The sequence below is a fragment of the Roseovarius nubinhibens ISM genome (assembly GCF_000152625.1).
GTDB lineage: Bacteria > Pseudomonadota > Alphaproteobacteria > Rhodobacterales > Rhodobacteraceae > Roseovarius > Roseovarius nubinhibens.
Genome location: NZ_CH724156.1, coordinates 670,471 through 686,814, shown reverse-complemented (window position 1 = coordinate 686,814; position 16,344 = coordinate 670,471). Strand labels below are relative to the sequence as shown.

Sequence of the window (16,344 nt, the reverse complement as noted above, 5' to 3'; positions counted from 1 at the left end):
TTTCTGGTGTCAAATACCCAAATCCCCCGGCCCGCCGCTTGGCGCCAAAGCCTCTCGCCAAGCCCGGTGTTTGGGCGTAAAGCCATTGCCATGACCCAGATCGTCCCCCTCGGCGAGGCCCGCCATCTGCCTTTCTGGCGCCGGCCCGTGACCCTTCTGTTCCTGATGGCCGCCGCCATGCCCATCGCCTTCTCCACCTGGTCGGCGCTGCTCAATAATTTCACCATCGAAGTCGCCGGCTTCGACGGCTCCGACATCGGCTGGCTGCACACGGTGCGCGAGATCCCGGGCTTTCTGGCGGTGGGGGTCATCGCCATCATCATCTTCATGCGCGAACAGGTCTTGGGCCTTGTTTCCTTGGCTCTTCTGGGGGCCGCTACGGCCATCACCGCCTGGTTTCCGACCATGGGCGGCATCCTCACCATCACCATGCTGAGCTCGATCGGCTTCCATTATTACGAGACGGTCAACCAGTCGCTTCAGCTGCAATGGCTCGACAAGGTCCGCGCGCCCAAGGTGCTCGGCTGGCTGGTGGCGGCGGGCTCGGCGGCGACGCTGGTGGTCTATGTGATCATCGTGGCGCTCTGGGAGACGCTGGGGCTGAGCTACAATATCGTCTACATGGCCTCGGGCGGCTTTACCGCGCTGGTCGCGCTCATTGCCCTCTTCGCCTACCCGCAGTTTGAATCGCCCACCCCGCAGGTCAAGAAGATGATCCTGCGCCGCCGCTACTGGCTCTATTACGCGCTGCAATTCATGGCCGGTGCCCGACGCCAGATTTTCGTGGTTTTTGCGGGGTTTATGATGGTCGAGAAGTTCGGCTTCGACGTCCATGAAGTCACTGCGCTCTTTCTCATCAACCTCGTCGCTAACATGATTTTCGCGCCATTGATGGGCCAGGCCGTGGCCCGGTTCGGCGAACGCAACACGCTGGTTTTCGAATATGCCGGGCTGGCGCTGGTGTTCCTCGCCTATGGCGGGATCTACATGTTCGGCTGGGGCGTGCTGCTCGCGGCGGTGCTCTATGTGGTGGATCACCTGCTCTTCGCGCTGGCGCTGGCGCTCAAGACCTATTTCCAGAAAATCGCCGATCCCGCCGATATCGCCCCCACCGCCGCCGTGGCCTTTACCATCAACCATATCGCCGCCGTCTTCCTGCCGGCGCTTTTGGGCTACCTGTGGCTCGTGTCGCCCGCCGCCGTGTTCATTCTGGCGGCCGCGATGGCGACCGTGTCGCTCTTGCTGGCGTTGCTTATCCCGCGCCATCCGGCTATCGGCAATGAAACAAGGCTGACCAACCCGCTGGTCCGCCCCGCAGAATAACTCTGACAGAGGCCCGCCATGTCCACCTATACCGCCCTCACGACCCTGACTGGAAAAGAGCCCGCCGAGGCATTGGCAGAGGCGATGGAGATGCTCGAGCCCGAAGCCACCGGCATCGGGGTGTTCGAGGTCGAAGACGGCTCGGGCACTTGGGAAGTGGGCGGCTATTTCATCGAAAAGCCCGATATCGCCGGGCTCGAACTGCTTGCGGCGGCCTATGGGGCGAAGCCTTTCGCCGTCTCCGAAGTACCGGATCAGGATTGGGTCGCCAAGGTGCGCCGCGAGCTGACCCCGGTCGAGGCGGGGCGGTTCTTTGTCTATGGCAGCCATGATGCCGACAAGGTGCCGGACGGGGCCGAGCCGCTCTTGATCGAGGCCGCCATGGCCTTTGGCACCGGGCATCACGGCACGACGCAGGGCTGTCTTCAGGCGCTGGATCATCTGGCCAATCAGGGCTTTGTCGGCACATCCGTGGCCGATATCGGCTGTGGCACGGCGGTTCTGGCGATGGCGGCGGCGCGGATCTGGCCCGGTGTGATGCTGGCCAGCGACATCGACGCGGTGGCGGTCGAGGTGGCCGAGGCCAATGTCGCGGCCAATGGCCTCGAGGGGCGGGTCAACTGCCTCGAGGCGATGGGGTTCGACCATGAGGTGCTGCAAGCGACCCAATTCGATCTGATCTTCGCCAATATCCTCAAAGGCCCGCTGATCGACCTCGCACCGGAAATGACAGAGCAGCGTCTGCCCGGCGGCTATGCGATTCTCTCGGGGATTCTCAACGAGCAGGCGGATGAGGTCGTGGCGGTTTATGAAGGTCTTGGAAACAGTCTGGTCCAGCGGACCGAGATTGGTGAATGGACGACGCTAATCCTCCAAAAATAAGCCTAAATCTCCGATAAATAAGAGCAATTTCAGGGCGTCCGCCCAGAAATTGCCACATTTCCAACCTAGTTTTGTCTCTGAACCGGTGGGGGCCGGATTTCAGGATGCTGCTATGTCCGATGCAACGAACACATTTTCCAACCGGCTTAAAGCGGTCGAACGGAAACACGCCAAACTCGCACGGGGCTATTCCTGCAAGGTTGGCCGCGATGGTCTCATCGTTTTCAAACCCAAACGCCGCAAAATCGGCTTTCCCTGGCGCAGTCTGGCGCTGATCGTGGTCGGCTTTCTCGCCTTCAAAGGGCTGGTGATCGCGCAGATCGGCGCGGCGAGCTATGAACAGCGGATCAGCGAAATGTCCCAAGGTCCCCTGCAAGAGCAGATCGGCGCCTTTGTGATGCAGCCCGATCCCCTGGCCGAAGTGGTCGCCCGCAACGTGGCCCCGTATTTCTAAGCGCACCCTCCAGCATCTCTCTCAAGATGTGTTCATGCGTTGGCCCATCTCTCAGGGCATTAAAAAAGACCCTGCGCCAGTGCGGCGTAGGGTCTTTGTTCACGTGGCACAGGCGCATCCACGCCTGAACCCTGTCTTAGCGGGTGTAGGCGACCTTGTGGATGTCGCCACGCTCGAGACCGATGTCTTCAAGCTCGCGGTCGCTGAGGCGGGACAGGGCAACGCGGGTGGCGCGTGCGGCATTCCAAGCGCTCAGGCGTTCCATCAGGCGGGCCAGCGGACGGTGAGCGACGGGGCGGGTCATTTCAATTGCAGCCATGGGGCCATTCCTTCTATCGGAGCGTATTATGTTGTCTGTTGCTAAGGCGCCATTTAGGGGGTGGCGCGAAATGTAACAACTGTGCAAGTTGCATAGTCCTTATGCAGTGCGTGCATGGATCGTTTGTACGCCCATGGCCTTGTATAAAAGGGCTCTGCTGCGCCGCCCGCCAACGGGCCCGCGCGGCCCCCGAAAAACCTGCTTAAAAAATGTGCATCCTTTCGGTCACAGAGCGGCCCGAGCTGGGGCAAGGCTTGGGCCCAGGCTGCGATGGTGCTTGGCGTTTGTTCTTGTTTCGTGCTATGCGAGAGAAAACACAAAACACCAAGAGAGCAGGGTGGCAGGCATGCGCGTACTCGGGATCGACCCTGGGCTGAGGAACCTCGGATGGGGCGTCATCGATGTCTCGGGCAGCCGGCTCAGCCATGTGGCCAACGGTGTCTGTCATTCGACCGGCGACGATCTGGCCCAGCGTCTTTTGTCCCTGCACATCCAGCTCACCGAGATTGTCGCGCGCTTTGCGCCCGACACGGCGGCTATCGAGCAGACCTTCGTGAACAAGGACGGGGTGGCGACGCTCAAGCTCGGTCAGGCGCGGGGGATCGCCCTCCTGGTTCCTGCGCAGGCGGGGATATCTGTCGGCGAATACGCCCCCAACCGGGTCAAGAAAACCGTGGTCGGCGTCGGCCATGCCGACAAGGGGCAGATCGCCCATATGGTCAAGATGCAACTGCCCGGCGCCAACCCGGCAAGCCCGGACGCCGCCGACGCGCTCGCCATTGCCATTTGCCACGCGCATTATACACGGGGCGGGCAGGAATTGCGCGAAGCAGGAAGGGTACAGGCATGATCGGACGGTTGGCAGGTCGGGTGGATTACCGCGCCGAGGATCACGTTCTGCTCGATGTGCGGGGGGTGGGCTATCTCGTCTATTGCTCCGACCGGACATTGCAGGCACTGCCGCCGGTGGGCGAACATACGGCGCTCTATACCGATCTTCTGGTGCGCGAGGACCTGTTGCAGCTCTTCGGTTTTACCAGCCTCGTGGAAAAGGAATGGCACCGCCTGCTGATGGGGGTGCAGGGCATCGGGGCCAAGGCCTCGCTCGCCATTCTCGGCACGCTCGGGGTCGAAGGGGTGAGCCGCGCCATCAATCTCGGCGATTGGAACGCGCTCAAGGCGGCCAAGGGCGTCGGCCCCAAAACCGCTCAGCGCGTGGTGAATGAGCTCAAGGACAAAGCACCGCAGGTGATGGCGATGGGGGCCGGGGCCGCGACGGCCCCTATGCCCGCTCCTGACGATCAGGACGAGGTGATCGAGACCCCGCGCGCCGCCGCCGCGCCGACGCCTGCCCGGGCCTCGCAATCGGCTCAGGCCGAGGCGCTCTCGGCGCTGAGCAATCTCGGCTATGCGCCGGGCGAGGCGGCAAGCGCCGTGGCCCAGGCCGCGGATACCGCGCCCGAGGCGGAGACGCCCGCGCTCATCCGCGCCGCGCTCAAGCTCTTGGCACCACAGGGATAACCGGAGATGAGCGAACCCGATCCCACATTGCGCCCCGAACCGATGGCCGAGGATTTCGACCGCGCGCTGCGCCCGCAGGCGCTCGAGGATTTCATCGGTCAGGCCGAGGCCCGCTCGAACCTGCGCATCTTTATCCAATCCGCCCGCCAGCGTGGCGAGGCGATGGATCACACGCTGTTTCACGGGCCGCCGGGACTTGGCAAGACGACGCTGGCGCAGATCATGGCGCGCGAGTTGGGGGTCGGTTTTCGCATGACTTCGGGGCCGGTCCTCGCCAAGGCGGGCGATCTGGCGGCGATCCTCACCAATCTCGAGGCGCGCGATGTGCTCTTTATCGACGAAATCCACCGGCTCAACCCGGCGGTGGAAGAGGTGCTCTACCCGGCGCTCGAGGATTTCGAGCTCGATCTCGTGATCGGCGAGGGGCCGGCGGCGCGCACCGTGCGGATCGAGCTGCAGCCCTTCACGCTGGTCGGCGCGACGACGCGGCTCGGCCTGCTGACCACGCCGCTGCGCGACCGGTTTGGCATCCCGACGCGGCTCCAATTCTACACGGTGGAGGAGCTGAACGAGATCGTCTGGCGCAACGCGGACAAGCTCAAAGTGCCCGCCGAACGCGATGGCGCGATGGAGATTGCCCGCCGCTCGCGGGGCACACCCCGGATCGCCGGGCGGCTGTTGCGACGGGTGGTGGATTTCGCCGTGGTCGAGGGCGATGGCAAGATCACCAAGGCGCTGGCCGACAATGCGCTGACCCGGCTCGGGGTCGATCATCTCGGGCTGGATGGGGCCGACCGGCGCTATCTGCGGCTCATCGCCGAGGCCTACCAAGGCGGCCCGGTGGGGATCGAAACGCTGAGCGCCGCGCTAAGCGAAAGCCGCGACGCTTTGGAAGAGGTGATTGAGCCTTTCCTGCTGCAGCAGGGGCTCATTCAGCGCACGCCGCGCGGCCGGATGCTGGCCCAAGGCGGCTGGACCCATCTCGGGCTGGCCCCGCCGGTGGCGCGGGGCAGCACGGACCTCTTCGGCAAGTAACCAGCGGGCAATGGCGCTATTCCTCGTTGTGGCGCGCGCCCTTGCGGATGTCCGGCGGCGCGGGGCCGGTGACATTGACGATGCGCCAGCCATCCTCGCCCAAGGCCTTGGTTTGAAACGCTTCTGACGGGGTGGTGTCCTGATCGTCGGCGATCTCCACATGCAGGAAGCGCCCCGTTTCGCGGACCCGCACGGGCCGGTCTACGGGCACGGCCGCGCGGATTTTCGCGACGGCCCCGGACACCTCGGGCGAGTTCAATTCGCGCGGGGCCCCATCGAGAAGCTCTGCCACCGAAATCCGCAAGGCGCGCAGCCCATCGCGCAGGATATCGGCCCCGATAACCCCTGCCGCCAGCGCATCCGCCCACCAGATCCCAAAGCCGATCCCGATCACCCCGACGATCCCGGCCAGCCCGGTTTTCCAATCGGCCGCGTTCATTTCGGCATCGGTAAAGAGCACCTTATCCATCAGCTCCGGCGCCAGCGCGCGTTTCTTGCGGCCAAGGATCACCGGCGGCACCACCGAATAGGCCAGCGCCGCCATCATCAGCCAGCCGAGCCAGATCTCGTGACCAAAGAGGGATACGCTGCCGATGGTCGGATGTTCTTGGGCGATGAGCACATGCAGCGCATCATAGATGAGATAACCGCCCATCAGGGTGAGCGCCCCGGCGGCCAGCAAAAAGCACAGCGACCCGAGCCGATCGAGACCAAAGGGATAGGCGGGCGAGGCGGGTTTGCCTTCGAAATGCGCCGCCAGAAGAAAGAGGATCGGCGGCAGGAGCGACAGCATATCCTCGATCCAGGCCGCCTGCATCGCCTGGCTCGACCCCATCACGAGGGCCATCACCGCCACGATGCTGACGAGCCAGCCCAACGTCCACCATTCGAGCCGCCGCGCCCTCTCGAGGCTCTGCCGGATATGCGGGGGCAACGTCGGCCGATCACTCATTGCCCGGCCTCCCTCAGGCTTCGGTTGAGCCGCAGAAGCAACCGGTTCTCGCCCTTGCGCAGCAACAGCACGCGCTTCTCCGACCGACTCTCCGTCCGTCCCGGCAGCCTGACGCGCGGCGGGTAAGGATTGCTCAGCGCCGCGTGGCTTGCCATCGGCGTGTCTTCGGGGATGTCGCCTGCCAGCAGATGGATATTGCCCTCTTCCAACCCGGCGAGCAGCGCATGGGCTGGCCCGCGGACATAATCGGTGCGCACGCCCAGGCTCTTGGCGAAGCGCGCGATCACCTTGGCATCGGCTTCGGGCAGCGGTTCGGCCAGTATCCCGACCTGGATCACGCCCTGTCGCTCGATGGTCGCGAGCGTGTGTTTCGGATCATCGGGGAAATAGCAGCCCGTCAGCATCGTCACCGCAGCGATGAGCCAGAGCCAGGGTCTCAGATGTCGCGTCACGTGGGGTCTCCGCCGGGGCTGTCTGCTCGCGCCTTGTCAACGCAAGGCCCCGCTCCCGGTTCCGCCCAAGGGGTTGCGCGGCGCGGGCTGACTTTGTAGCAGAGCGCCATGACACATGACGACATCGCCCGGCTTTTCACCCGCTCCGACGGCAGCTACCTCTTCGCGCGTTGGGGGCGGCCCATCGCGCCCATCGTCTTTGGCGTCGAGGATGCCACTCTCGAGGTGGTCAAGGGCGCGCTCGAGGCGGTGGTGACGCTCGCCGGTCATCAGATGGCCGAGACCGATCCCGAGCTCGGCAGCAATCTCATGTTCTTCTTCTTCCGCGATTGGGATGAGCTGCTCGAGGTGCCCGATCTCGACCGGCTGGTGCCGGATCTCGCCCCGCTGGTGGCGCGGCTCAAGGGGGCGGGGGCCAATCAATACCGGATGTTCCGGTTTGACAAGGACGGCGCCATTCGGGCGAGCTTTGTCTTTCTGCGGATGGATGAGGCGCTGTCGAACATGCCGGCCGAAACCCTGGCGCTGAGCCAGGTGGTGCAGATCATGCTGCTCTGGTCCGACACGGCGTTTCAATCGCTGTCGCCGCTGGCCATCGCGCCGGACACGGATCGGGTGATCCTGCGCCCCGAGATCGCCGGGCTGATCGCCGCAGGCTATGCGCCGGTCATGCCCGCCATGTCCCAAGACCCGAGCCACGCGCTGCGCCTCTTCGCGCGGCTGCAGGCCGGTGCGCGCCCCGAGTGATCAGTCGCGCTTAGTTGCTGTAGCAGCGCGACTTGCGGCCAAACCCGGCGGGCGAGCAGATATAGCTGCCATTGCCGACCTGCGAGGCGCGGATGGTTGTCCGCTTGGCGGCGCGGGGACCTGCGAGCAGGTTGATCCGGGCCGGTGTCCGCTCTGCCGATTTTGTCGAAATGGTCGCGGCGCGTGTCTTTTCCGAATGCGCCTGTGCCGCATTGGGGGCGCTGTGAAGGACGATGAGGGCCGTGAATAGGGTGCAAGAGCCGCGAAGCGCGGTTCCGAGGTTTGCGCGAAACATATCCGTTCCTTTGCCTGTTTGCCTGACGTTTGGCCAACTCGTTGTGCTGGCGGGCCTGAACGTGTCTACATGGGTTAGCTTAATGAACTCTTGATCGATGACCTAATCCGGTTTGCACCATGCCTCCCCCGCGTGTCGTGGAGGCAACAGGATCGCACCGCACCATTGGCCGCACCGGCCGCGCTCTCGTCCCCAAGATCGAGAGGGGTGCAACCGATCCGGGCCTCATGGCCGATCTGAGATGTTATGGAAAGCCGGGGCCGCGATCCCCTCGGGGACCGGCCGAAATCCGCCCGTGGGGCGGGGCGAGGGGGCGAATTATTGCCCCATCGCGGTTTCTAGGATGACATTCTTGTTGACCTGCCAATTCGGCAGACCAAAGCCATCGGGCCATGGATAGACCTCTTGCTGGTTGAAATAGATCACCGCCTGCAGCTCGGTCAGATCCGCCAGATCCTGCCGCAGGTCGTTGTGCCAGGTCTCGACATAGGTCTGTTTGCCGGAATAGCCGACCTCGGCCACCACGATGGGCAGGCCGAATTGCAGCGCCCGCTCATAGCGCGGCACAAGAATGTCGCGAAAGCTCTGCGCGCTGCCAAGAACCTGTTCTTCCCAAGGCTGCAGGCCAAAGACCGACAGGCCCACCACATCGGCATAATCCTTGCCGGGAAAGTAATCCTCGAACCCCTCTAGGCCGAGAGGCGACCACATGAAATCGATCTCGGGCGCCTCGGTGCGACAGACATCGACCATCCGGCGATAGGCGGCGATAAAGGTTTCCGGCTCCCAATCGGCCCAGATGAACTGCCCCGAGCCATCCTCCATCTCCTGCGCCCAGCGCACGGTCACCGGGCTCTGGAATTGGTTGAGCATGCCGCAGATCGACGACATGTTCGCGTCATAGCTGCCATCGGAAATCCCCGCCTGCAGCACGGCGGGCGTGTTGCGATCCGACCGTGTCCAGGTCCAGGGCTCGATGGTCACAAGGACCGACCGGTTGCGGTCCCGCGCATATTGATCGGCCTCGAGAAGCGAGGGCAGATAGACATCCTCCCAGGGCAGAAACAGATGTTCGATCTGCACATTGGGATCATCCGCGAAATCGCCATGGGGGTCATAGACCCCAAAGGGCAGATCGCCCGGAGGTGCTGCAAAACCTGTCAGAGGCGGCAGGGTCATCGAGCCTGCCATGATGGTACATCTGACGATATGGTGCATGAAACGGGTCATGGTTTACTCCTTTCTGCCAGAAACAAGGTCTGACACCCAGTTAAGATTCCATTCGAACCGCACGGTGCCGGGGTCTCCCATCCCGGCGCCGGCGACGACATAATGGTGATCGACAATGCCGACCGGCGCGACGCCATAGGCCAGCGCAAAGAGCCCGTCTTCGCCGCGAAGTCCAACCGCCGCCACGATCAGCGCGGCGAGCAGCGGCGGAAAGGCGAGATGCCCCAAGAGATCGCGCGGCCGCAGCCGATGATCGCGCAGATGGCGAAACACGATGGTGGCGACGATCAGGCTGTAGAAAATGCCGTTGATCAGGGTCAGCATGTAAAACCCACGCGCCTGCGTCACCTCCGCACAGAGCAGCACGGGGATCAAACAGCCCAGCGCCAGCGCGGCATAGGGTAGGGTGACCCGCAACGGCAATTGCGCCTCGACCGCCTCGCCCTTGGGGGTGATGCGGAAATCGACGAAGCCGCCGCCGATCCGGTCGCGCACTGCCATGACGCAGCCCCAGAGAACCCAGGGCCATTGCAGCGCCATGAAAAGCGCCTTTTCCCAGGCGATGACCTTGCCATCACGGGGCCGAAAGAATCCATCGGCGCGGATCGCAAAGGCAATGATCACGAGGATCAGTAGCGGCACCGCCATATGCCCGAGAAAGGCGGGATAGGTCACATCGGCATAGCGGATGTCAAAGATCACCGCCGCGATGGGCAGCAGGTAGAACGCCGTCATGAACAGCGCGAACAGCGGGTAGAGCAGCTGACAGAACAGGAACTGCGCCCGCAGCCGCCACGGCATCTGACCAAGGTAGCGGGGCGTGTGGTGCAAAAGCAGCGACAAGAGGCTGCGCGACCATTGAAATTCCTGCGTGCAGAGATCGGCGGCGGTGGCAGGGCCGTCGCCTTCGGCAATCGCATCCAGCGCATGCACCCCGCGCCAGCCGCCCGCGTTCATCAGCATGGTGGTGGAATGATCCTCGGCCAGCTCTGGCCCGAGCCCGCCAATCTCGCGCAGCGCCTTGGTGCGCACCGCGTAATGCGACCCGATGCACATCGGCGCAAGCGCACCGCTATAGCCTGCCTGAAACATCCCGTGAAATGCGGCCTCAGTGAAAAGCCGTGTGCGCGCGGCCCAGCTCTGGCCCGCGTTCTGGCGACAGATCGACGGCGCGCTGACATAGCCCACGGCCGGATCGCGAAACCCGCGCAGGATCTCGGTGAGATAGCCGGGCTGCGGCACGTGATCGGCATCGAGCTGCGAGACGACATCATATTGCTCATAGCCGTAATGATCGTAGAAATAGGCGAGGTTGCCCTCCTTGCAGCGTGTCCGCCGCGGCCATTCGACCCGGTGATAGGCGGCACAGCCCTTGCGGGTCGAAATCCGCACGCCATGGGCTTCGCACCAGGCGATGGTCGCAGGCTGCGGGTCTTCATCGGCGAGCCATGTGTCGTGTGGATAGTCTTGCGCGAGCATCGCCTCAAGCGTGCGGCGGACCATCGAAAACGGCTCGGACGGGGCTTTGGTCACGACCATGGCGACCCGCGTTATGGCGGGATCGGGCGGCGGGCCATCGGGAACCCGCGCCTTGCGAATGACCGTCACGAAAAACCCCTGCAGGAAAAATAGCCAGCCCAAACAGGCGGTCACGATCCAATAGCTTGCGCCGGGCAGGATGTGCTCCGGCTGGAACCACCAGTGCCAGAACCATATCGCGGCCACCAGCCAGCCAAGCGCCATGACATCGTATTTCAACCGTTTCGCCCCGGTGAGCAACGGCCGGGTAAAGCGCGGATCGCGCTGCCGTTGCCGTGGGGCGGCTGTCATGGTGTCAGGCGACGCGCGCATGCTGCACCTCCAGCCCGAACTGCGGCGCGGCATGGCGCAGGATCGTGTCGATATCCGACAGCCTCGGGCAAAAGCCCAGCACCTCCCGCGCGGCGCGTGGATCGGCGACGAGGATGGGCGGGTCTCCGGCCCGTCTCGGCGCGGGGGTCCATGGCATCGGACGCCCGGTCAGGCGCTCGATCGCATCGGCAATCTCGAGGATCGAGAGCCCTGCGCCCGTCCCGAGGTTGAGCGCCAGCGCGCCCGCCCCATTGCTGAGATGTTCGAGCGCACAGACATGGGCCCGCGCCAGATCGCTGACATGGATGTAATCGCGGATGCAGGTGCCGTCGGGCGTGTCATAATCGGTGCCGAACACCTCGAGCGGTGGCCGCAGCCCCGCCGCCGCCATCAGCGCCAGCGGGATCAGATGGGTCTCGGGGTCGTGCCGCTCGCTCAGCTGGCCCATCGGGTCGGCCCCGGCGGCATTGAAATAGCGCAGCAGGGCGAATTGCCCGCCGACTGCGTTGAAATGATCGCGGATGATCTCTTCACACATGAGCTTGGTGCGCCCATAGGGATTGACCGGATGCTGAGATGTGGACTCGGCGATCGGCATCCGGTCGGGGATGCCATAGGTCGCACAGCTCGAGGAAAAGATCATCCGCGTGACATCGCATCGTTCCATCGCTCGAAGCAATGAGACGGTGGTTGCGACGTTATTCGTGTAATAGCGCAGAGGCTCGCGCATCGACTCGTCAACATAGGCGCTGGCGGCGAAATGGATCACGGTCCGCGCGCCGCTCTGGGCAATCACTTCGGTGAGCCTGTCGGTCTCGGCCAGATCGAGCTGTTCGAGAGGCCCCCATCGCACCGCATCCGCATGGCCGGTGCGCAGATCATCCACCGCAATCGGCAGATAACCCCGCTGCGCCAAGGCCTTACAGGTGTGGCTGCCGATATATCCGGCGCCCCCCGTGACTATGACGGGCGGCCGGGTCATTGCGCGGCAATCGGGCTGGGCGCGCTGTTGCGCGACAGCTCGGCCATGAAATAGGGGATGGTGGACCGGAGGCCTTCGCGCAGGGTGAACTGCGGCCGCCAGTTGAGCATCTGATGCGCCAGCCTGATGTCGGGCCGCCGCTGCCGTGGGTCGTCGACGGGCAGGTCCTTGTAGACGATCCGCGCGTCCTTGTGGGTCTCCTCGATCACGATCTCGGCCAATTCCCGGATGGTGAATTCCTCAGGATTGCCGAGGTTCACCGGCTGGCCCGGCGATTTCGGCAGATGGATCAGCGCGCACAGCCCCTGAATGAGGTCATCGACAAAGCAGAAGGACCGGGTTTGCGAGCCATCGCCATAGATGGTGATGTCATCGCCGCGCAGCACTTGGGTCACGAAATTCGACACCACGCGCCCGTCGCCGGGGTCCATCCGCGGCCCATAGGTGTTGAAGATACGGGCGATCCGCGCATCCACGCCATATTGCTGGCGAAAATCATAGAACAGCGTCTCCGCCGCCCGCTTGCCCTCGTCGTAACAAGAGCGCGGGCCGAGCGTGTTCACATTGCCATGATAGCTCTCGCTCTGCGGCGAGATTTCGGGGTCGCCATAGATCTCGCTGGTCGAGGCCTGAAGGATGCGCGCCCCATGCTTATGCGCGAGGCGCAGCATGTTCTCCGCGCCCTGGATGTTGGTCTTGAACGTATGGATCGGGTCGCGCTGATATTTCGGCGGCGAGGCGGGGCAGGCCATGTTGAAAATCAGGTCGATACAGCCCTTTGGCTGAAAGGGCTCGATCACGTCCTGTTCGACAAATTCAAAACTGGGATGGTCGAGAAGATGGCCGATGTTCGACAGGCGTCCGGTCGACAGATCGTCGAGACAGATCACCCGGTAATCGCGCGCGATATAGACATCGCAGAGCTGCGAGCCGAGAAATCCAGCGCCCCCCGTGATGAGCACAGTGCGCCGCATCTGGCCAATATCATATTTCGTATAGCTGGCCGTCTGGCCATGGTGTGACTTATCAAAACCGAGCATCGCTTCCCCCTCGCGAAGTTCTAGCAAAGCGCCTGCTCGAAGATGTTACCTAGCCGCTATCTAAACCCTGCGGTGACTGGCCACCCACGCCAATTATTATGAATTGAACCCCAAGCACTCATTCGTTTTAGAAGTTTATGACAATGTATTAATTAGGCGGCGGGCCGGTGACGCCGTCAAATCAATTTGTTGAAAATGGGGCAAAATTGGCCGGAAATACAACTATAGGCCGAGGCGTGCAGCGGCGTCTCAACCCGAAATAGGTTTCCTGTGCGCCACCCAACATAGATTTACGACCCGTTGCCCAGGGGAGTGGCAACATCTTGCGCGATTCTCGGCAAGGGGCGCCTATATCTTGCGGCGTATAGGAGTATCTATATACCATCAAAGGAGCTAGGCCAAGGGGTCAGGCAGGTGACGAGCAGGTAAACCGAAGAAAGTACACACAAGCCCATGCCCGCGACAGCACATGCCGCGGGCTTTGGCGCAAGATACACCTGCCGCAGCCCCGCATCCCTTTGGCGTGACACAGCCGAGGGACCGAGATGCGCCAGATCACCACTGCCTTTCTGATTTACGCCTGCCTCACCGGTGCGGCGCTGGCCCAGAAGGCGGGCGTCGGGGCTTGGGAAAACTCCCGCCACACGATGCTCGACTGGATCGAACAGAGCCCGGGCCTGGGCTGGTACTACAATTGGCGCGCGGATCAGCTCTATGCCCCCGGCCGCCGCTCGCGGCAGGTGGAATTCGTGCCGATGATCCACGGCGCCAAGGATGTCGGCAAACCGATCCGCGCCTCCGGCCCGGTGCGCGCGCTTCTTGGCTTCAACGAACCGGACGGGCGCAGCGGCAAACATCAGGCGGGGCTCTCGGTCGAGCGGGCGGTGGCGCTCTGGCCGCGCCTCATGGCCAAGGGGGTGCGCCTCGGCAGCCCGGCCACCACGCAGGACGGCACGCTCGGCCCCGGATCATGGCAGCGCCGCTTCATGGATCAGGTCGAGGCGCGCGGTCTGCGCGTGGATTTCATGGCGGTCCATTACTATTCCCGCGATGGCGATGTGGGGAAATTCCGGCGCTGGCTGCAGGCGGTGCATCGCGAATACCGGCGGCCGATCTGGGTGACCGAGTTTGCGCTCATCGATTGGTCGCGCCCCGGCTCGGTCAGCTATGGCCAAAGCGCCGATTTCGCGCAGGCGGCGATTGAGATGATGGAGGGTTTGCCCTTTGTCGAACGCCACGCCTGGTTCGCGGCCAACCCCTATCCCTGGAAGGGCACGGTGCCACAGATCAATCTGGTCTCAGACGATCTGTCGCCGACGCCCACGGGCAAGCGGTTCGACAAGGTGGTCGGGCGGCTTGGCGGTCGCCAGGTGGCGTCCCGCCAGTAATCATAGCCCGGAAAGCCCAGCGCGTTACTGCGACAGCCGGGTCTTGATCGCCGCGAATTGCTGCGCGTTCGGGTTGCCGTGGCGCAGCTTCGCTTCGGGGTCAAACCTGTACCACGCGGTCATATCCTCGGCGTCGGTCTGATGGATATTGCCCTCGGCATCGCGCGCATGGAGCCAGCAGCGTGTCGAACTGCGCGGCGCATATTGCGGGCTGTGCCAGGTCGAATTGATGCACAGATGCCCCTTGGCATTGGTGAACCAGCGCCCCTCGCCATAGGACTCGCGCCCCATCGCGGCGGTGAGCCCGCCACCGGGCGCGAAATAGGCATAGCCTTCGTCCCAGAGCCAGGTTCGATCCGCATAGAGCCGCGCCAGATCATCGGCGGCAAGCCGCGTCGCCACGATCCGTTCGCGCTGACCGCTGGCCGTCATGTAGAGATGCTTGCGCGGGTTGCCGTCGATCAGCATCTCGGCACTGTCGAACCGGGTCCAGTTGGACCGCTGGCCGGTGCCGCCGACCGGGGCCTGCCAGAGCTGCCCATCGCCGTCGCGCACATGCTGCCAGCAGCGTTTCGACGGTGTTGACGTGCTGCCGCTCGTCCACTCCCCGGCAAAGCACAGCTTGCCGTTCGAGGTCGCGTACCAGCGCCCCGTGGCGCTGTCCTGCGGTCCGGTGGTGGCCTGAAACTGACCGGCCGGGCCAAAATACGCATGGCCCTTGCTCCAAGGCCATGTCTTGTCGCTGTAGAGCGAGATGACCTCTTGCCCGTCGAGCGTGCTATATGGCGTTGGAATGATCTCTGCGTTTGCGGCACTGCCCGTGCCGAGCAGCGTAAGAACAGCCGCCATGTGAATGAATTTCTTCATAGCGATACTACCTAAAAAATTTCCCCTATCTTCCAGTCTATCGAAAAATCCCGAAAAAATCCAGTAGGTTGGCGGGCGCAACACAGGTGCGACCCGCTCTGCGCCCCGATGTCTGGGGGCGATTTGCGCATCTTCACAACCGCTTATTTGGCGATGATGATCTCACGACAGCCGCGCGTTTTCTCCCTCCGCAGTGAGGGCAGACCGCGGCAATTCGCCAGAGAATCAGGGGCGCTCAGAGGTGCTGACCGCCGTTGATCGGGATTTCCGCGCCGTTCACATAGGAGGACTTGGCGCTGCACAGGAAGGTCACGACCTCAGCCACTTCCTTGGGGTCGCCGAGCCGCTTCATCGGCACATGCCGCTCGACCAGCTCATCGGTCCCCGGCGACAGGATCGAGGTGGCAATCTCGCCCGGCGACACCGCATTCACCCGCACGCCACTTTCGGCCAGCTCATAGGCCAGCTCGCGGGTCAGCGCCGACAGCCCGGCCTTGGAAATGGCATAGGCCGCACCGGCATAGGGGTGGATCTGCGTGCCGGCAATCGAGGTCACATTGACGATCGCCCCGCGCGCCCGGCGCAAGGATGGCAAGAGCTGCTGGCTCAGCACCATCGGCGCCAGAAGGTTCACCATCTGCACCTGCTGAAAGGTCGCCAGCGATGTCTCCATCGCCGAGAGCCTGCCGCCCGCGTCATCCTTGGGCGAAATCCCGGCATTGTTGACCAGCGCATTGAGCCCCCGGTCCCCCAGCCGCGATTTGAGATCCTCACAGCTGGCCAGGATCGAGCTCGGATCGGACAGATCCACCTCGATATGTTTGACGATGCCCTCGGCCCAAGGGCAGACCTTGGAAAACGGCGTCCGGGCGAGGGTAAACACCTCCCAGCCCGCCTGATGGAAATCCTTCACCATGGCATGTCCGATGCCCCGGCTCGCGCCGGTCACCGCGACGATGGGTCTGTCCGCTTGCGCCGTCATGTCCAGATGTCCTGTTGGGCCCCG

Annotated in this window: 18 protein-coding genes; 8 read left to right on the top strand and 10 right to left on the bottom strand. The window is 63.5% G+C overall.

Annotation, left to right across the window (positions count from 1 at the left end; genetic code table 11):
- The first annotated feature begins 90 nt into the window (after positions 1–90).
- The 3 genes from ISM_RS03435 to ISM_RS03425 all read left to right on the top strand — a co-directional run bounded on the left by ISM_RS03435 (position 91) and on the right by ISM_RS03425 (position 2,659).
- Positions 91–1,323, top strand: a complete 1,233-nt coding sequence (locus tag ISM_RS03435; protein WP_009812718.1) for an MFS transporter — start codon at positions 91–93, stop codon at positions 1,321–1,323.
- Positions 1,324–1,341: 18 nt separating this feature from the next.
- Entirely contained in the window at positions 1,342–2,205 is an 864-nt protein-coding gene (locus ISM_RS03430) for a 50S ribosomal protein L11 methyltransferase (RefSeq protein WP_009812717.1), read from the top strand.
- A gap of 112 nt (positions 2,206–2,317) precedes the next feature.
- Positions 2,318–2,659 (top strand): hypothetical protein, encoded by a 342-nt coding sequence (locus ISM_RS03425; RefSeq protein WP_009812716.1) that lies wholly within the window; start codon positions 2,318–2,320, stop codon positions 2,657–2,659.
- 136 nt (positions 2,660–2,795) lie between these two features.
- On the opposite strand, the gene ISM_RS03420 is transcribed toward ISM_RS03425, so the two are convergent.
- Positions 2,796–2,978 carry a DUF1127 domain-containing protein gene (locus tag ISM_RS03420; protein WP_040617819.1) on the bottom strand — a complete coding sequence of 61 codons (183 nt, stop codon included), beginning with the start codon at positions 2,976–2,978 and terminating at the stop codon, positions 2,796–2,798.
- 346 nt (positions 2,979–3,324) lie between these two features.
- On the opposite strand from ISM_RS03420, the gene ruvC reads away from it, so the two are divergent.
- The 3 genes from ruvC to ruvB are packed head-to-tail and all read left to right on the top strand — an operon-like array spanning position 3,325 to position 5,534.
- The gene (gene ruvC / locus ISM_RS03415; RefSeq protein WP_009812714.1) at positions 3,325–3,828 is read left to right on the top strand and encodes a crossover junction endodeoxyribonuclease RuvC; all 504 of its coding nucleotides are present in this window, start codon (positions 3,325–3,327) and stop codon (positions 3,826–3,828) included.
- Positions 3,825–4,499 carry a Holliday junction branch migration protein RuvA gene (gene ruvA / locus ISM_RS03410; RefSeq protein WP_040617818.1) on the top strand — a complete coding sequence of 225 codons (675 nt, stop codon included), beginning with the start codon at positions 3,825–3,827 and terminating at the stop codon, positions 4,497–4,499. The genes ruvC and ruvA overlap by 4 nt, the downstream gene beginning before the upstream one ends.
- Before the next feature lie 6 nt (positions 4,500–4,505).
- Complete coding sequence (ruvB, locus tag ISM_RS03405) at positions 4,506–5,534, top strand: Holliday junction branch migration DNA helicase RuvB (RefSeq protein WP_009812712.1); 1,029 nt, start codon at positions 4,506–4,508, stop codon at positions 5,532–5,534.
- A 16-nt stretch (positions 5,535–5,550) separates the two neighbouring features.
- Here the strand turns inward: ruvB and ISM_RS03400 are convergent, their stop codons facing one another.
- Both ISM_RS03400 and ISM_RS03395 read right to left on the bottom strand, forming a co-directional pair.
- Positions 5,551–6,486, bottom strand: a complete 936-nt coding sequence (locus ISM_RS03400) for a cation efflux transmembrane domain-containing protein (protein ID WP_009812711.1) — start codon at positions 6,484–6,486, stop codon at positions 5,551–5,553.
- Positions 6,483–6,938 carry a transglycosylase SLT domain-containing protein gene (locus tag ISM_RS03395; protein WP_009812710.1) on the bottom strand — a complete coding sequence of 152 codons (456 nt, stop codon included), beginning with the start codon at positions 6,936–6,938 and terminating at the stop codon, positions 6,483–6,485. The genes ISM_RS03400 and ISM_RS03395 overlap by 4 nt, the downstream gene beginning before the upstream one ends.
- 108 nt (positions 6,939–7,046) lie before the next feature.
- On the opposite strand from ISM_RS03395, the gene ISM_RS03390 reads away from it, so the two are divergent.
- Positions 7,047–7,685: a hypothetical protein gene (locus tag ISM_RS03390; protein WP_009812709.1), complete on the top strand. Its 639-nt coding sequence runs from the start codon at positions 7,047–7,049 to the stop codon at positions 7,683–7,685.
- A 10-nt stretch (positions 7,686–7,695) separates the two neighbouring features.
- Here ISM_RS03390 and ISM_RS03385 read toward each other — a convergent pair whose 3' ends face one another.
- From ISM_RS03385 to ISM_RS03365, 5 genes are all read right to left on the bottom strand, one after another.
- Positions 7,696–7,980, bottom strand: coding sequence for a hypothetical protein (locus ISM_RS03385; protein ID WP_009812708.1), 285 nt, complete (start codon positions 7,978–7,980; stop codon positions 7,696–7,698).
- A gap of 318 nt (positions 7,981–8,298) precedes the next feature.
- Entirely contained in the window at positions 8,299–9,210 is a 912-nt protein-coding gene (locus ISM_RS03380; RefSeq protein WP_040617816.1) for a beta-mannosidase, read from the bottom strand.
- A 3-nt stretch (positions 9,211–9,213) separates the two neighbouring features.
- Positions 9,214–11,040 (bottom strand): glycosyltransferase family 2 protein, encoded by a 1,827-nt coding sequence (locus ISM_RS03375; protein WP_050754165.1) that lies wholly within the window; start codon positions 11,038–11,040, stop codon positions 9,214–9,216.
- 4 nt (positions 11,041–11,044) lie between these two features.
- Entirely contained in the window at positions 11,045–12,043 is a 999-nt protein-coding gene (galE, locus tag ISM_RS03370) for a UDP-glucose 4-epimerase GalE (protein ID WP_009812705.1), read from the bottom strand.
- A complete protein-coding gene (locus tag ISM_RS03365) occupies positions 12,040–13,083 on the bottom strand; it encodes a UDP-glucuronic acid decarboxylase family protein (RefSeq protein WP_009812704.1) in 1,044 nt (347 codons plus the stop codon). Before ISM_RS03365 ends, galE begins: the two co-directional genes overlap by 4 nt.
- Positions 13,084–13,628: 545 nt before the next feature.
- Here ISM_RS03365 and ISM_RS03360 point away from each other — a divergent pair.
- The gene (locus ISM_RS03360) at positions 13,629–14,471 is read left to right on the top strand and encodes a glycosyl hydrolase (RefSeq protein ID WP_009812703.1); all 843 of its coding nucleotides are present in this window, start codon (positions 13,629–13,631) and stop codon (positions 14,469–14,471) included.
- Positions 14,472–14,495: 24 nt separating this feature from the next.
- On the opposite strand, the gene ISM_RS03355 is transcribed toward ISM_RS03360, so the two are convergent.
- Both ISM_RS03355 and ISM_RS03350 read right to left on the bottom strand, forming a co-directional pair.
- Entirely contained in the window at positions 14,496–15,320 is an 825-nt protein-coding gene (locus ISM_RS03355) for a DUF995 domain-containing protein (RefSeq protein ID WP_198011641.1), read from the bottom strand.
- A 253-nt stretch (positions 15,321–15,573) separates the two neighbouring features.
- Positions 15,574–16,320, bottom strand: a complete 747-nt coding sequence (locus tag ISM_RS03350) for an SDR family NAD(P)-dependent oxidoreductase (RefSeq protein WP_009812701.1) — start codon at positions 16,318–16,320, stop codon at positions 15,574–15,576.
- Positions 16,321–16,344: the final 24 nt, after the last annotated feature.

Coding starts and splice junctions, on each gene's coding strand:
- ruvC (WP_009812714.1), top strand. CDS start 3,325: ATGCGCGTACTCGGGATCGACCCTGGGCTGAGGAACCTCGGATGGGGC.
- ISM_RS03420 (WP_040617819.1), bottom strand. CDS start 2,978: ATGGCTGCAATTGAAATGACCCGCCCCGTCGCTCACCGTCCGCTGGCC.
- ISM_RS03360 (WP_009812703.1), top strand. CDS start 13,629: ATGCGCCAGATCACCACTGCCTTTCTGATTTACGCCTGCCTCACCGGT.
- ruvA (WP_040617818.1), top strand. CDS start 3,825: ATGATCGGACGGTTGGCAGGTCGGGTGGATTACCGCGCCGAGGATCAC.
- ruvB (WP_009812712.1), top strand. CDS start 4,506: ATGAGCGAACCCGATCCCACATTGCGCCCCGAACCGATGGCCGAGGAT.
- ISM_RS03435 (WP_009812718.1), top strand. CDS start 91: ATGACCCAGATCGTCCCCCTCGGCGAGGCCCGCCATCTGCCTTTCTGG.
- ISM_RS03425 (WP_009812716.1), top strand. CDS start 2,318: ATGTCCGATGCAACGAACACATTTTCCAACCGGCTTAAAGCGGTCGAA.
- ISM_RS03430 (WP_009812717.1), top strand. CDS start 1,342: ATGTCCACCTATACCGCCCTCACGACCCTGACTGGAAAAGAGCCCGCC.
- ISM_RS03375 (WP_050754165.1), bottom strand. CDS start 11,040: ATGACAGCCGCCCCACGGCAACGGCAGCGCGATCCGCGCTTTACCCGG.
- ISM_RS03385 (WP_009812708.1), bottom strand. CDS start 7,980: ATGTTTCGCGCAAACCTCGGAACCGCGCTTCGCGGCTCTTGCACCCTA.
- ISM_RS03380 (WP_040617816.1), bottom strand. CDS start 9,210: ATGACCCGTTTCATGCACCATATCGTCAGATGTACCATCATGGCAGGC.
- galE (WP_009812705.1), bottom strand. CDS start 12,043: ATGACCCGGCCGCCCGTCATAGTCACGGGGGGCGCCGGATATATCGGC.
- ISM_RS03390 (WP_009812709.1), top strand. CDS start 7,047: ATGACACATGACGACATCGCCCGGCTTTTCACCCGCTCCGACGGCAGC.
- ISM_RS03365 (WP_009812704.1), bottom strand. CDS start 13,083: ATGCTCGGTTTTGATAAGTCACACCATGGCCAGACGGCCAGCTATACG.
- ISM_RS03355 (WP_198011641.1), bottom strand. CDS start 15,320: ATGGCGGCTGTTCTTACGCTGCTCGGCACGGGCAGTGCCGCAAACGCA.
- ISM_RS03350 (WP_009812701.1), bottom strand. CDS start 16,320: ATGACGGCGCAAGCGGACAGACCCATCGTCGCGGTGACCGGCGCGAGC.
- ISM_RS03400 (WP_009812711.1), bottom strand. CDS start 6,486: ATGAGTGATCGGCCGACGTTGCCCCCGCATATCCGGCAGAGCCTCGAG.